The sequence below is a fragment of the Wolbachia endosymbiont (group B) of Parapoynx stratiotata genome, assembly GCF_947250635.1.
GTDB lineage: Bacteria > Pseudomonadota > Alphaproteobacteria > Rickettsiales > Anaplasmataceae > Wolbachia.
Genome location: NZ_OX366335.1, coordinates 351,611 through 366,440, shown reverse-complemented (window position 1 = coordinate 366,440; position 14,830 = coordinate 351,611). Strand labels below are relative to the sequence as shown.

Here is a 14,830-nt window from a genome sequence, read left to right as displayed (position 1 = left end):
ACTAACCTTTAATTATACTTTAACTTTAACTCATCAACCACATATTGTGGCACTTGTTCATAACAAGAAAAATGCATACTATACTGAGCTCTTCCCTGAGATATAGAACGCAAAACATTTATATAACCAAACATATTTGCAAGAGGAACCGAAGCAGTAATTATTTTGCTATTATTACCTAAATCCAGCATATCAACAACACTGCCTCTTCTACTATTTATATCACCCATAACATCACCCATATATTCTTCAGGAGTAATGATTTCCACTTTCATTATAGGTTCTAGCATTTTTGGACCAGCTTTATTTGCCATTTCCTTAAAAGCACCTTTAGCAGCAAGTTCAAAGGCCAAAGGACTAGAATCAACATCATGAAAAGCACCATCAAGAAGAGTAGCCTTAAAATCAATCAATGGAAAGCCGGAAATTATACCACCTTCTTTTATCAACTCTAAGCCATTTTGCACTCCAGGTATATACTCTTTTGGAATAGCACCGCCTACAATTTTGCTTTCAAACTGAAAGCCAAAACCAGGCTCAAGAGGTTCGAATTTTATTTTAACTTTAGCAAACTGACCAGCACCACCTGATTGTTTTTTATGAGTGTAATCAATTTCAACAGATTTAGTGATAGTTTCACGATATGCAACTTGAGGCGCACCAACGTTAGCTTCAACATTAAACTCGCGCTTCATTCTATCAATAATAATCTCAAGATGCAGCTCACCCATACCTTTCAATATAGTCTGCCCACTCTCCGCATTTACTGACATCCTTAAAGAAGGATCTTCTGCAACCAATCTATTCAAAGCAACACCTAATTTTTCCTGATCTGAGGTGGTTTTCGGTTCTATAGCAGTTTCAATAACAGGATCAGGAAATTCCATACGCTCTAATAGTATAGGAAAATCAGATGAACATAAAGTATCACCAGTAATTGTTTTCTTTAATCCAACCAAGGCAACTATATCACCAACTTTAGCTTCGTTTATATCTTCTCTGTTATTTGCATGCATAAGCAACATTCTACCAATTCCTTCAGTCTCATTTTTTCCAGCATTTAACACAGCAGATTTAGATTTTAACTTACCGGAATAAATACGAATAAACGTCAAGCTACCTACAAATTTATCCGTCATCACTTTAAACGCAAGAGCAACGAATTTCTCTTTTTCTGAAGGTTTGATCTCAATTTTCTTTTCTGAATCTTTAGGATCAGTTCCAATAATTACATCAACATCAATAGGAGAGGGTAAAAAATCAACCACACCATCTAAAAGTGATTGCACGCCTTTGTTTTTAAAAGCTGACCCACATAATACAGGGACAAATTTTCCTTTAATGGTCCCGCTTCTCACACACTTTTTCAATAAATCAATTGGCAGATTGTTAGATTCAAAGTAAGTATTTATCGCCTCATCATCCATTTCAGCTGCAGCATCTAATAAAAGATTTCGATACTCTTGAGCCTTATCAAGCAAATCAGAAGGAATATCTTCATAAGAAAATTTAGCGCCTAATGTTTCTTCTTGCCATATAATAGCTTTCATAGAAATAAGATCGATTATGCCTTTAAAATCTTTCTCACTTCCTATTGGCAACTGAATAACTAAAGGTGATGCGCCAAGCTTCGTTTTTATCATATCGACACATCGATAAAAATTTGCCCCGATTCTATCCATTTTATTAACAAAGCAGATACGAGGAACGGTATATTTATCAGCTTGACGCCAAACTGTCTCAGACTGAGGCTCAACTCCAGCAACTCCATCAAATACAGCAACCGCACCATCCAAAACCCTCAAAGATCTCTCAACTTCAATAGTGAAGTCAACATGACCAGGAGTATCTATTATATTAATCCTATGATCATTCCAAAAACATGTTGTTGCAGCAGAGGTAATTGTAATGCCACGCTCCTTCTCTTGCTCCATCCAATCCATAGAAGCTGCACCATCGTGCACTTCACCAATCCTATTTTGTTTACCAGTATAAAATAAAATACGCTCTGTTGTGGTGGTCTTGCCAGCATCTATATGAGCCATTATTCCTATATTTCTATACCTAGATATTAAAACTTCCATACCACAATCAATCAGCTAATATTAAAAACGAAGATGAGAAAATGCCTTATTAGCTTCAGCCATTTTATACTTTTCTTCACACATCTTAAATGCACCACCAGATTTATTATAAGCATCTAATATTTCAGACTGCAAACAATAAGCAGTAGTTCTACCGCTCTTTTTTCGAGCAGAAGAAGTTGCTCTAGCAATCCACCTTAATGCCAAAGAAATTGCTCTATCTTGACGAATTTCAACAGGGACTTGATAAGTTGCACCACCAATACGCCGAGAGCGTACTTCTATAGAAGGGGTAACATTTTCTACTGCTGTTTCAAAAATTGATAAGGCATCTTTGCCTATTTTCTTTTCAGCTAAGGACAAAGCACTATAAGCAATCTTTTCTGCAATAGATTTTTTACCACATTTCATAATTATATTAATAAAACGCATAAGCAAGACACTACCATAACGAGAGTCAGGGCTTGTTCTTTTTTTTGCTTTATTACGACGTGCCATAAATTTTAACCAGATTTCTTTACACCATATTTTGAACGAGCTTTCTTTCGATTTTGCACGCCACGTAGATCAAGAGCACCTCTTATTATGTGATAACGTACACCCGGCAAATCCTTAACTCGCCCACCACGTATTAAAACAGCGGAATGCTCTTGTAAATTATGACCTTCGCCAGGTATATAAGCCGTCACTTCACCGTATCCACTAATCTTTACTCTAGCTACCTTACGTAGTGCTGAATTAGGCTTTCTAGGAGTTGTAGTATATACCTTAGTGCAAACACCCCTTCTTTGAGGATTGCATTTTCCCAAAGCTGGCACCTTCTTCTTGCGCGTTAACCCTGATCTACCTTTACATATTAATTGATTTATCGTAGGCATATACTGTAAACTTAAAACTCTAAAAATAACTAAGTCTTAGTTATAAAATAATAAACCTCAATAGTCAATATAAAAATAAACATTACTACTCTAATAATCTCAGCCTAATTGCTTTGAAAGCTACTGATAATTATATGCTAAAGCGCATATTGGTTTTAATATTAAGAAATTATCACTTGCTGTGGTCGAATTAATATAGATATGGAACAAGTAATATACTATGATGGCTATCAAAGAATATGCAGAAAATAATGCTTATAATAGAGCCAAGAGCTTCTAACATTAATGCAAAAATACCAACCGAACTAACCGAATTACCAGTAAAGCCGGATGATTTTTACAATCCTACTCTTGACACTTAGATTTAATGCAGCTACCCTAAGTTCAAAATTCTATACTCAATTTTGCTGTTCTTGCATACAAGGAACACGTTTTTAGAATAATGAAAACAATCAGCGCTTTAATTAAAGAAGGGTCAAAGCTACTATCATCACATAGAATTGAATCACCACATTTGGATTGTGAAATCATCATGCAGTACGTACTTGGAGTAGAAAGATCATTCACAATCATGAATCACATCAATCAGGTACCAAGAAACAAAGAACTTCTATTCTGGAAATTAACAAAAAAAAGAGCAGAAAGATATCCAATATCGCAAATAATAGGTAATCGTGAATTCTGGAGTAAAAATTTTATAGTTAACCAACATGTTCTAGATCCAAGACCAGATAGTGAGACAGTAATTTCAACAGTGTTAAAATATTACCAAAATAAGAAGCAAAAAATAAAAATTGCAGATTTTGGCACAGGCACAGGCTGTTTGTTGATCTCCGTACTTAGTGAGTATGAATATGCTATTGGAGTTGGTTTTGAAAAAAGCCTGGAAGCATACAAAATTACCTGCCAGAACACAAAGAAACATAATCTTCTCAACAGAGCTAAAATATTTCCAAATTCGTGGACAGAATGCAGAGATTTATTTGATCTCATAATAAGCAATCCTCCATATATTAAAAGAAGTAAGTTAAAAGATCTGCAAGCTGAAGTGCAAAAAGAGCCAAGAATTGCTCTTGATGGTGGTATCGATGGATTGAGCTGTTACCTGAGTATTTTTCCAATATTGAAAAAGTGCCTTAAAAAAGATGGGTTTGCGATATTGGAAATAGGCGAAGATCAAAGCAATATTGACAAAATAATACCCTTATATGGACTGGTTTTTCAGGAATACGTATACGACTTGGCTGGAATGAAAAGATGCATTGTTGTAAAGCAAGATAAAGAACATGACTAGTAGAACGCTAGCTTTCTAAGAACCCGTTCATAATCTCAAGAAAGGCATAAAGTAAGAAATAGAGTGTATAAATTAGGATATATGAGGAGTGTATACCCAAGTGACATAAGTCGAGAGAAGTTTGAGATTATTTCACCAGATCTGGAGTCTTGTGGAAAAAACAAAACCAAGAAAACTTGATTTGTATGATATATTTGCGGAGTGTTGTAAGCCCTAAAAAGTGGTTATCAGTGGAGGATGCTACCAAAAGAGTTTCCAAAATGGCCAAATTGTTATGATTATTTCAAAAATGGAGTGAAAAAGTAAAAGGAAATAAAAAAAAGTATTTTGGAGTGCATGTTAAAAAAAATAGTTAGTGTGGTCCGACAAAACAATGTTTGGAAAGAAAAAATCAGCTTTTGCATGATTGACACTCAGAGTGTAAAGAACGCAGACACTGATGAAGAAAAAGGCTATGACGCTGGTAAAAAAATCTCAGGAATAAAACGCCATATCGCACAAGATATAGATGTTTGCTATTTATTCTTAAGCTTGGGAGTGTTAAATAGCATTTTACTTTTTTTAGTATGTAGAGATTTTCTAGGAATTATTCTATTGAATTCTATGATATTATTTTTTGTAACATTGTTATACATACCATAAGAATGAACTGACGAAATTTGTAAAGGAGCAGTTGTGTTAAAAGTCAATAGAAAAATACTAAAAATAAATTTTTACTTAGTGGACTATAAAGCCAAAGATGCTTTTAACACATTTTACGTAATTTAAGTTGTAGTATTTGATTTGAATTCTTTTAAGAAGTGTGGATGTGGATAAGTGCTTTCAGTCTGTGTAAGCGCACTTATCCACAACTACACTAATTTTCAATCTAAGCAGCTTTAGGGCTATATTCCTCAGTAAAAACCCTGCCATCTCTGATTAAAGAGTTAGCAAGGATAAGTAATTTTCTCATGGCAGCAGTAGAAGCAACTTTATATGGTTTTTTGTATTGATCGTATAGCCTATCAAAGAAGATTCTTATATAAGAATTGTACTTTTGTGCACTAAGAACACACATATGTAAAACTGTTCTAATCTGTGATCTACCACCTTGAATACATCTTTTTCCTTTACTAAAACCACTATCTCGATTAAAAGGTGCAACTCCAGAAAGGCTAGATATTTCTTTATGTCGGAGAGTTCCTAATTCTGGTAGATAACAGATCATAGTAATAGCTAAGATTCTACCTGCTCCTGGCATACTAGTTATTGATATGTATTTTTCTTTAAGCTCTTGACTTTGCTCAATCAATGTTATCATCTCGTCTTCTAAAACTTGAATTTGACTTTGCAAAATGGCAAGTAGTTCTTCCATTTGTTTGATTATGGATATATCAGTTACTTGATGAGCTTGAGTTTTTTGTATTTTTGCCATTTCCACTAATTGATTTCTGCGAGATAACTTTTGCTTCAAACTGTCAATATTACTAACCTTTAAAGGAGTAACACGCATATCTGTATTATTGATATAACGTGAGATGATGCTGCAGTCTATTTTATCAGTTTTAGTAGCGATACCAAGGCTTTTTGCATAATCTCTAACCCATCTAGGTTGAATAACATATACTTCGAAACCATGGCTTAGTAAAGTATAAGCACATAATTTTTCGTACCCACCAGTTGCTTCAAGTCCAACTTTGGTTACATTATGCAAACGTAAAAAGTCGAGTATTTGATCAATAGCTTGAACGTCATTTTCAAATACTTTATAATGTCCAAGTGGATGAATGTGGATATCTAGCTTATTTTTGCTAACATCAATGCCAGCAATGATATTTGATGAATTCATAATTCCTCCGTAAGAATAATATAATACTGCATTTTCCACCCTTATATACGAGCCTAAAAACTCAATCAGTTGTTCGGAACTATTCAGTATATAAACAGAGAAGAGAACCTTGCTCCAATACGGTCCCTTATGACCAAGATCTATGACGGTTCCTCTTCTCTATACATCTTTATATTACTACTTCTTAATACTTATAAAGACTTGTTTTTAACATATAAGTTTTATGGCTTAGCTACATGGTACTAACACTCAAGTAAATTTTCATCAATGACGCAATTTGCTATGTCTATATCTCACATAGCTTACAACTTGCTTTACTCCTTTTACTTTTCTTGCAATTGCTATTACAGCTTTTAATTCCGCCTTATTTTGAGCTATACCCATCAAATAAACGACTCTATCAACTGTATTAACGCTATAATTAATTGATTTAATATTTCTTTTTCCCAGAAGCCTCGTGCTTATCTCTGCTGTTATCATACCATCTACAGTAACATCTAGCATAGAAGCCATTTTAATTGGTGTGACTCTTATTTCATTTATCACTTCTTTAATCTCTTTTTGCTGCCAAGCTATTTTCTCTGCTGTGAGTTGCTTTTCATGATTATCAACATTTCCAATGAGTAATACTCTTCCTTCACTCACTTTAACTTTTATAGATGAGAACAGTCCGTGTTTTAAGAGTCCCTTATTGATTCTTATTACTATAGTTGTATCATCAATAATGTTTCCCAAGGATTTATCTTGCATTGTTATTGCTGTAGCCGCTGCAGTTGCTGTTACCACTATACCACTCACAAGAGTCGTACAGCCACTCTGTGTAATCAGAAAAATTGCGAGTAAGAAGCTTGCTATTAATCTCATTATTAATTTCCAGAGTTTAGAGCTTTAATTAAAGAATATTAATAAGCTTTTTTTATTGTGTAAATACTATAAATTGAATAGGCCTTGAATATTTCTAAGACAGTACTTATCTCAATAATGTTAGTTAAAGTAATTCAGGCTTAGATTCATAGTGGAGTTAACCAGTATTATAAGTTCAGTCTGTGGTACTAAAATCTAATCTTTAAATTGCATAAGATGACAGAAGTGGTTATCTATAAGTTAATGAAGGGTTCTTGCGGATATGGCGAAATTGGTAGACGTGCCAGGTTTAGGTCCTGGTGAGCTTGCTCGTGGGGGTTCAAGTCCCTCTATCCGCACTTAAAGTCATGTAACTCAGGTTTTAAGAGAAAATTTATAATCACTAAGTACACTTTTGTTTGTATAAGAACCTGTTCTTAAGGATTGTATTTAACTTAAATTCTGTTAAAATGGCTTTATAAAAACATAAATAAAATATTGATAACAGGTTGTAATGTCTAGTAATATAACTCAAAATGCAGTCGAAGCAGATACATTAAGTAATATATATACCTATAAGGAACTTAGTGTAGATAAACTAAAGTATGAGTATGAAATCATAGTTAGTAGTGATTATATAGAACAAAAGATAAACTCTAGATTACAAGAAATAGCGAAGGATGCAAAATTGCCTGGATTTAGATCCGGAAAGATGCCTTACGATCTTGTTGTTACAAATTATAAAAACGAAGCTTTGGAATATGTGATAAAAGATACGATTGACTATTGCTCAAGTGATTTAATGAAAAAAATCGAAGTTAAGTCTCACATCCATCCTAAGGTTGATATTATGTCATTACCAAACCTGGATAAAAAGGATGAAAAAGGCGACTTTCTGTACAAATTATCTTTTGAATCGATGCCAAAAGTGCCAGTAATAGATCTTGATAAAATAAATTTGAAGAAAGTTAAGGCAAAAATCAAAGAGGGAGACATAAAAGAATTTATTGATTCTATAAAAACAAAATTTCCTAACTTTGTCTCTGTTGATGATGCTTCTTATCAAGCAAAAAACGAGGATAAACTGATAATTGACTTTGAAGGGCGAATTAGAAATAAGCTCTTTCAAGGTGGAAGTGGCAAAAATTTTACTGTTAATTTAGGATCTGGAACATTTATAAATGGTTTTGAAGATCAATTAATTGGCATGAAAAAAGGGGAAACAAAAAGCTTTAAGTTGAGATTTCCTGAAGATTACCAGGTAATTTCCCTTGCGGGGCAGGAGGCTGCTTTTTCTGTTCGAGTTAATGATATTCAGATTGCCGAAGATTTGCAAAGTGATAATGAAATAGCTAGGAGAATTGGTTTTGAAGATCATTCTTCGCTAATAAATCATGTAAAAGAAGTAATTGATAATCAGTGTAAAGAAATGGGAGATCTCTTAATTAAGAAAGAGCTATTTGATTGTTTGGATGCTAGTTATAGTTTTGATTTGCCTATAGAAGTAGTAAAACAGGAACAGCAGAGAGTGGAAAGAGAGTTGAATGCTAAAGATGATTCTTGTAAAGAAGCTGAAAGACGTGTAAAGCTTGCAATGCTATTTATGGAGTTCAGTAAAGAACATGAAATATCATTAACTCAAAGTGATATTATGAATGTTATTGTAAATCAATATGTCAGTAAAGATCTATCATTTGACAGAGTATTTAAACATTTTAAATCAGACGGACAATTTCAGGAATTAGTTAGAGGGCAAGCGCTTGAGTATAAAGTGACAGATTATATGATAGAAAAAGCTAATAAAGAAGAACAGATTGTTTCTGTGAAAGAATTAAAGGAATTATTTGATAATATTTGATAGGAAAAGGTATGACTCTTATACCAATTGTAGTTGAACAAACTAGTCGCGGTGAGCGGGCTTATGACATATATTCAAGGCTAGTAAAAGAAAGAATAATTTTCGTAACTGGCCCTATTGAAGACAACATGGCCAGCGTAATAGTAGCACAGCTTTTATTTTTAGAATCGGAAAATCCTGATAAAGACATTCATATGTATATTAATTCGCCAGGCGGTGTTGTAACTGCTGGTTTATCAATCTACGATACAATGCAGTACATAAAGCCAGACGTTTCAACTTTATGTATAGGTCAAGCTGCATCTATGGGTTCTTTGTTGCTTGCAGCTGGTGCGAAAGGTAAGCGCCACTCTCTACCTCATTCAAGAATTATGATACATCAACCATCTGGTGGTTATCAAGGTCAAGCAACTGATATAGAAATACATGCTAAGGAAATTTTGCGAATTAAGAAAAAGCTAAATCAAATTTATGAAAAACATACTGGGCATTCACTCAAGAAGATTGAAGGAATGATGGAAAGAGATAAATTTTTGGATCCTATAGAAGCAATGGAACTTGGCTTGATTGATAAAGTAATAGCTGAGCGTAAAGATATTAAGATTGAAAACATTAAAGTTAAACAAAAGGTAGTTTAATGGATAACAATAATGATTTACACTACTGTTCTTTTTGTAACAAGGCACAAAACGAAGTAGATAAATTGATTACTAACTCTTCAGATGGTTTAAAGGTGTTCATTTGTAATGAATGCATAGAGTTATCCCATAAAGCAATAAGTCAAAAGAAAGAGAGAGCTTTTAATTCAGATCATATATCTGATATGAAGCTATTACTAAAGAAACCTGAAGATATAAAAATTTTTCTTAGTAAGCATGTTGTAGGTCAGGAACATGCGCAACACGTTTTATCTGTGGCTATGTATAACCATTGTCAATCCATGGTGCAACTTCATTCTATAAGTGATATTGAAATTGAGAAGTCAAATATAATGCTTATTGGCCCTACTGGTTCTGGTAAGACTTTGCTAGCAAAAACACTTGCTAAAGTTTCAGATGTGCCATTTGCTATGGCCGATGCGACAACTTTGACTGAGGCAGGTTATGTAGGTGATGATGTAGAAAGCGTGTTGTCACGTCTATTACAAGCTGCAAATTATGATGTTGCAAAGGCACAGCATGGTATAGTGTTTATCGATGAAATAGACAAGATCACAAGAAAGTCTGAAAGCGCTTCAATAACCCGTGATGTTTCAGGTGAAGGGGTCCAACAAGCTCTACTAAAAATCATGGAAGGTACGGTTGCTTATGTTCCTCCACAAGGAGGGCGAAAACACCCGCAACAAGAGTTTATACAAGTAGACACTAGTAACATACTATTTATTTGTGGAGGAGCTTTTGAAGGCCTAAATAAAATTATTGAGGCAAGAAAAAAGGGAACATCAGTTGGCTTTGGTGCGGACATAAGTCAGTATAAAGAACAAAAGAAAAAAAATGCTTTACATGATGTTCAACCTGAGGACTTAATCAAATTCGGTTTGATACCCGAATTTGTAGGACGGGTTCCAATAACTGCTGTTCTAGATGAGCTGGATCACGAGGATTTAATACATGTGTTGACAGAGCCAAGAAATGCGCTAGTAAAACAATATAAAGCATTGCTTGCATTTAGTAAAGTAAACCTTGAGTTTTCAGATGAAGCAATATCAGCTATTGCTAAAAAAGCTATAAGCTATAAAACAGGTGCAAGGATGTTACGTGCTATCTTAGAGTCACTTTTGCTTGATGTTATGTATACAGCTGGCAATGGAGGTTTTGAAGGTAGCGCTATAACGGTTACTAAGAAAATGGTAGAATTAGGCAAAGCGACGATTAATCATAATAATAAGGGTAGTGTTATAACGGTTAATGATTAATTTGAGGCATATATTATGAGTATTGGACGTGCTGTAAACTTTAATTCTACTGTATTACCAGTATTACCTCTAAGAGATGTAGTAATTTTTCCAAATATAATGTTGCCTTTATTCGTAGGTAGAGAAAAATCTGTTCATGCACTAGAGTATGCAATAAGTAGCAGTAGTCACCAAAACGAGATTTTTCTCATAGCACAAAAAGATGGTTCTATTGATAATCCAGAGCCAGAGAATCTTTATGAAGTAGGCGTGTTAGCAAACATTATACAACCATTAATAAAACTGCCTGACAATGCAGTAAAAGTCATGATTCATGGGGTAAGAAGGGGAAGAGTTATAGAATATATTAGCTCTCACACTTTGTTACAGGCCAGAGTAGCGTTAGATGGTCATTATGAGTATGGAGAAAATGAAGATAATATTGATTTAGAAGCTTTAAGGCGTTCTGTTATAGATGCATTCGACAATTGGTGTAAACTAAGCAAGAAAAGTCGACCCGAGATTATTATTGACCCTATTGATCAAGTTAAAGAGGTTAATCAAATTGTAGATGTGATAGCTTCGCACTTAAATATAAAGGTATCAGATAAGCAAAACATACTTGAAGTTTATAACCCAAAAGAGCGTTTAAAAAAAGTTTTTGCTCTTATTGAGAGAGAAATAAGTATTTTGAGTGCACAAAACCGCTTGTATAAGACAATTAAATCACAGGTTGAAAGTACTCAAAAAGTTTACTACCTTAATGAGCAATTAAAAGCTATACAGAAAGAATTAGGTGAGTTTGAAAATGGAGATGAAGGGAATATACTCAATGAATTTGAAAAAAAGATAAATGAAACAAAGCTTTCTGAGGAAGCAAAAGAGAAAGCCATAACTGACTTAAAGAGATATAAGAAAATGAATCCCATTTCTCCTGAAGCAACAGTTATATCTAGTTACTTGCATTGGTTGCTTGATTTGCCATGGGGAAAGTACAAAGATGCAAAAATTAACTTAAATGCGGCTAAAAAAATCTTAGATGAAAATCATTATGGCATAGAGAAAGTAAAAGATAGAATAATAGAATTTTTAGCAGTATTAAAGAGAGTAAAAGAGATAAAGGGTCCTATACTTTGCTTAGTTGGACCACCTGGTGTTGGTAAAACTTCTTTAGCTAAGTCTATGGCAAAAGCAGTAGGAAGAGATTTTGTTCGCATATCTCTTGGTGGTATACGTGATGAGTCTGAAATACGAGGACACAGGAAAACTTATATTGGCTCAATGCCTGGTAAAATCATTCAACACATGAAAAAAGCTAATTCATGCAACCCGCTTTTCCTGCTTGATGAAATAGATAAGATGGGTTCTGATTCGCGTGGTGATCCTGCATCTGCATTACTTGAGGTTTTGGATACTGAGCACAATAAACACTTTACGGATCATTACTTGGAAGTTGAATTTGATCTTTCAAGTGTAATGTTTGTAGCTACGGCAAACAGCTTAAATTTGCCACATCCTTTGCGTGATAGGATGGAAATTATACAATTATCTGGATATAGCGAAGATGAGAAGATCAGTATTGCTACGCATCACCTTATTCCAAAATTAAAAAAAGAGCATGGTTTGCATCAGAAGGAGTGGAAAATAACTAATGAAGCATTATACGAGTTGATACGTTTATATACACGTGAGAGCGGCGTGCGAAGCATGGAAAGGGAACTTGCAAAGCTCATGAGAAAAGCAGTTAAAGCAATATTAACTGATAAAAATAAGAAAATATCCGTAGAGGTTGGTAATTTACAAGATTACCTAGGGGTACGTAAGTATACCTTTGGCATTGCAGAAAATGAGAGTTTGGTAGGGGTAGTAACTGGTCTCGCCTATACTGAAACAGGTGGTGATATTTTAATGATAGAGTCAGTCCTAATTCCGGGCAAGGGGGAAATAAAATACACAGGAAAGCTTGGAGAGGTTATGCAAGAGTCTATAAAAGCTGCGTATAGTTATGTGCGATCAAATTGTTTATTTTTCGGTATAAAACCCGAAAAATTTCAAAATAATGATATACATTTGCATGTACCTGAGGGTGCTGTGCCAAAAGATGGTCCCTCTGCTGGCAGTGCAGTATGTACATCTATTGTTTCTCTTATGACAAATATACCAGTTAACAAAAGTGTTGCTATGACAGGTGAAGTAACATTGCGTGGTAGAGTGTTGGCTATTGGGGGTTTGAGAGAAAAATTGCTTGCTGCGCTAAGAGGATCAATCAAAACTGTGATTATACCAAGTGAAAATGAGAAAGATATGCAAGAGATTCCTGCAAATATAAAAGAAGAAATCAATGTAATTTTTGCTGAGAATATTGATGAAGTTATAAAAGTTGCTTTGATGCACCCTATTACTTCAATTGATGATAATAACGAAATTAGTGTGTCTACCTCCATAGAAAATAAGGATAATACCTTCCCTTCATCAGAAACATTAAAGCACTAAATTGAAAAGGTTTATGCAATTTTCGTTTCTTTTTTTTAACCTCAAAGCTCTGATTTGAATATATAAATTACAAGTAACATATATGGCAATTTCATAAGTTCATTTTTCAAGCATATATTGCAATATCTCACTAGCAATTGCAACATCTTGGCGTGGAGTTTTACCATGTTCTATAAACACTGAGATTGCATAGCGCGGATCATGGTAGGGGCCATAAGCGATAAACAATTTATGACTTTCACCTTTAGAGTTTATCTCTGGTGTTCCGGTTTTGCCAGCAATTTGTATACTGCCTAGTCCTTTTCTATAGTTAGAATTCACCACGTCAAACATAGCTTTTCGAACCACACTAAGATGCTCATGATTCACATCAATATCAAGAAAGTCTTGCCCTGATTTACTCATCTCAATGTGGGGAATTACCTCCTTTCCTGTTGCAACCCTCGCTGCAAGAACCGCAAGCTGTAATGGCGTTGTAAGTAAATACCCTTGTCCTATAACTAAGTTAATGGTATCACCTAAATACCACTCTGAATATAGCTTGCGTGCACGCCAATCCACATCAGGCAACAATCCCGGAGCTTCTTCCTTAAACATTCCAATTAATGGTCCACTTCCTATACCAAATTTGCTAGCCATTTCTAGTAGAGAATCTACATTTATTTTTTTTCCTATATTATAAAAGTAAGTGTTGCATGAGAAGGCCATTGCCTCGTTTAAAGATACATATCCATGGACTTTGCTTTTTAGGCAACGAAATTTTCGTTCACCTATTTTCATATAGCCCCTACACGAGAACTTTTCTTCTGGTGTTATTATTCCATCTTTTAAACCCGCAAGCGCATCTATTATTTTAAATATTGAACCAGGTGGAATTTGATATGATAATGCACGGTTTACAAGCGGTAATGAAGGATTATTTAAATTTTTCCAAGTTTCATTTGATAATCTGCTAGTGAAAAGATTGTTATCGTAAGAAGGTGAATTATATAATGCTAAAATTTCTCCGTTATTTACATCAATTACCACTGTGGAACCTTGGTGGTCTTTAAATATCTCTGCAATTTTCTTCTGTAAATCAACATCAATTGTCAGCTGTATATCTTGTCCGTCTTGCTGCGGTATGCTAGATAACTCTCTCATGATACGCTTCTTAGAATTTATTTCCTGCTCAGATTTTCCGGTCTTGCCTTTTAATACATGATCATATGTATATTCAATTCCACTAACCCCTGCTTCATTTATGTCTTGCTGTCTTTTTGTATATCCGATTATATGAGAACATATCGAACCAAACGGGTAATAACGTTTATAAAGAGCAGTTATTTTTGTATCTGATGATTTTGTTGCATCAGGTTTAATTTCTGATAACATCTGCAAATCAACTTCCCTAGTAAAGGTTTTTTGCCCATCAAATAAAACAATATACGAAATTTTGTTTACTGCGAGTTCAACGCTATTCCTATCCAAAATCCTGCCTCGTTTAGGCACAATAGTAACAACTTTTATCCTATTATTATTGGATAGCACTTCATATTTTTGTCTATCTCGTACTTGTAAAGTATACAACCTATAACTAAAAATAGCAGAAATAGTAAGCTGAATACCACCTAATATGAATGCCCTGCGGTTGAAGACCTTGTTTTTTGTCCACATAG

Annotated in this window: 13 protein-coding genes and 1 tRNA gene; 8 read left to right on the top strand and 6 right to left on the bottom strand. The window is 34.3% G+C overall.

Translation table 11 applies throughout. The features are described from left to right. Nucleotides 1-8 precede the first annotated feature (8 nt). From fusA to rpsL, 3 genes are read right to left on the bottom strand one after another with little or no spacing between them, the layout of a single operon-like run. Entirely contained in the window at nt 9-2,084 is a 2,076-nt protein-coding gene (fusA, locus tag OOT12_RS01660; protein WP_264374992.1) for an elongation factor G, read from the bottom strand. A gap of 21 nt (nt 2,085-2,105) precedes the next feature. Then, nucleotides 2,106-2,582 carry a 30S ribosomal protein S7 gene (gene rpsG / locus OOT12_RS01655; RefSeq protein WP_264374993.1) on the bottom strand — a complete coding sequence of 159 codons (477 nt, stop codon included), beginning with the start codon at nt 2,580-2,582 and terminating at the stop codon, nt 2,106-2,108. A gap of 5 nt (nt 2,583-2,587) precedes the next feature. Then, nucleotides 2,588-2,962, bottom strand: a complete 375-nt coding sequence (rpsL, locus tag OOT12_RS01650; RefSeq protein ID WP_264374994.1) for a 30S ribosomal protein S12 — start codon at nt 2,960-2,962, stop codon at nt 2,588-2,590. A 239-nt stretch (nt 2,963-3,201) separates the two neighbouring features. Between rpsL and OOT12_RS01645 the strand changes: the two genes are divergently transcribed. The 3 genes from OOT12_RS01645 (at nt 3,202) to OOT12_RS01635 (ending at nt 4,898) form a co-directional block, all read left to right on the top strand. Further along, nucleotides 3,202-3,324, top strand: coding sequence for a hypothetical protein (locus OOT12_RS01645; RefSeq protein ID WP_019078684.1), 123 nt, complete (start codon nt 3,202-3,204; stop codon nt 3,322-3,324). Nucleotides 3,325-3,404: 80 nt separating this feature from the next. Next, a complete protein-coding gene (gene prmC / locus OOT12_RS01640; protein ID WP_264374995.1) occupies nt 3,405-4,256 on the top strand; it encodes a peptide chain release factor N(5)-glutamine methyltransferase in 852 nt (283 codons plus the stop codon). A 336-nt stretch (nt 4,257-4,592) separates the two neighbouring features. Next, nucleotides 4,593-4,898 carry a hypothetical protein gene (locus tag OOT12_RS01635; protein WP_264374996.1) on the top strand — a complete coding sequence of 102 codons (306 nt, stop codon included), beginning with the start codon at nt 4,593-4,595 and terminating at the stop codon, nt 4,896-4,898. Nucleotides 4,899-5,124: 226 nt separating this feature from the next. Here OOT12_RS01635 and OOT12_RS01630 read toward each other — a convergent pair whose 3' ends face one another. Continuing rightward, complete coding sequence (locus tag OOT12_RS01630) at nt 5,125-6,084, bottom strand: IS110 family RNA-guided transposase (RefSeq protein ID WP_264688607.1); 960 nt, start codon at nt 6,082-6,084, stop codon at nt 5,125-5,127. Between the two features lie 264 nt (nt 6,085-6,348). Continuing rightward, nucleotides 6,349-6,948, bottom strand: a complete 600-nt coding sequence (locus OOT12_RS01625; RefSeq protein WP_010406846.1) for a BON domain-containing protein — start codon at nt 6,946-6,948, stop codon at nt 6,349-6,351. A gap of 256 nt (nt 6,949-7,204) precedes the next feature. Here OOT12_RS01625 and OOT12_RS01620 point away from each other — a divergent pair. From OOT12_RS01620 to lon, 5 genes are all read left to right on the top strand, one after another. After that, nucleotides 7,205-7,286, top strand: a tRNA-Leu gene (locus OOT12_RS01620). A gap of 155 nt (nt 7,287-7,441) precedes the next feature. Continuing rightward, nucleotides 7,442-8,785: a trigger factor gene (gene tig, locus OOT12_RS01615; protein ID WP_264374997.1), complete on the top strand. Its 1,344-nt coding sequence runs from the start codon at nt 7,442-7,444 to the stop codon at nt 8,783-8,785. An 11-nt stretch (nt 8,786-8,796) separates the two neighbouring features. Then, nucleotides 8,797-9,423, top strand: a complete 627-nt coding sequence (gene clpP / locus OOT12_RS01610; RefSeq protein ID WP_264374998.1) for an ATP-dependent Clp endopeptidase proteolytic subunit ClpP — start codon at nt 8,797-8,799, stop codon at nt 9,421-9,423. Beyond that, the gene (gene clpX / locus OOT12_RS01605) at nt 9,423-10,700 is read left to right on the top strand and encodes an ATP-dependent Clp protease ATP-binding subunit ClpX (RefSeq protein ID WP_264374999.1); all 1,278 of its coding nucleotides are present in this window, start codon (nt 9,423-9,425) and stop codon (nt 10,698-10,700) included. The genes clpP and clpX overlap by 1 nt, the downstream gene beginning before the upstream one ends. A gap of 15 nt (nt 10,701-10,715) precedes the next feature. Beyond that, the gene (gene lon, locus OOT12_RS01600) at nt 10,716-13,172 is read left to right on the top strand and encodes an endopeptidase La (protein WP_264375000.1); all 2,457 of its coding nucleotides are present in this window, start codon (nt 10,716-10,718) and stop codon (nt 13,170-13,172) included. 99 nt (nt 13,173-13,271) lie between these two features. Here lon and OOT12_RS01595 read toward each other — a convergent pair whose 3' ends face one another. Next, nucleotides 13,272-14,828, bottom strand: a complete 1,557-nt coding sequence (locus OOT12_RS01595; protein WP_052264843.1) for a penicillin-binding transpeptidase domain-containing protein — start codon at nt 14,826-14,828, stop codon at nt 13,272-13,274. Nucleotides 14,829-14,830: the final 2 nt, after the last annotated feature.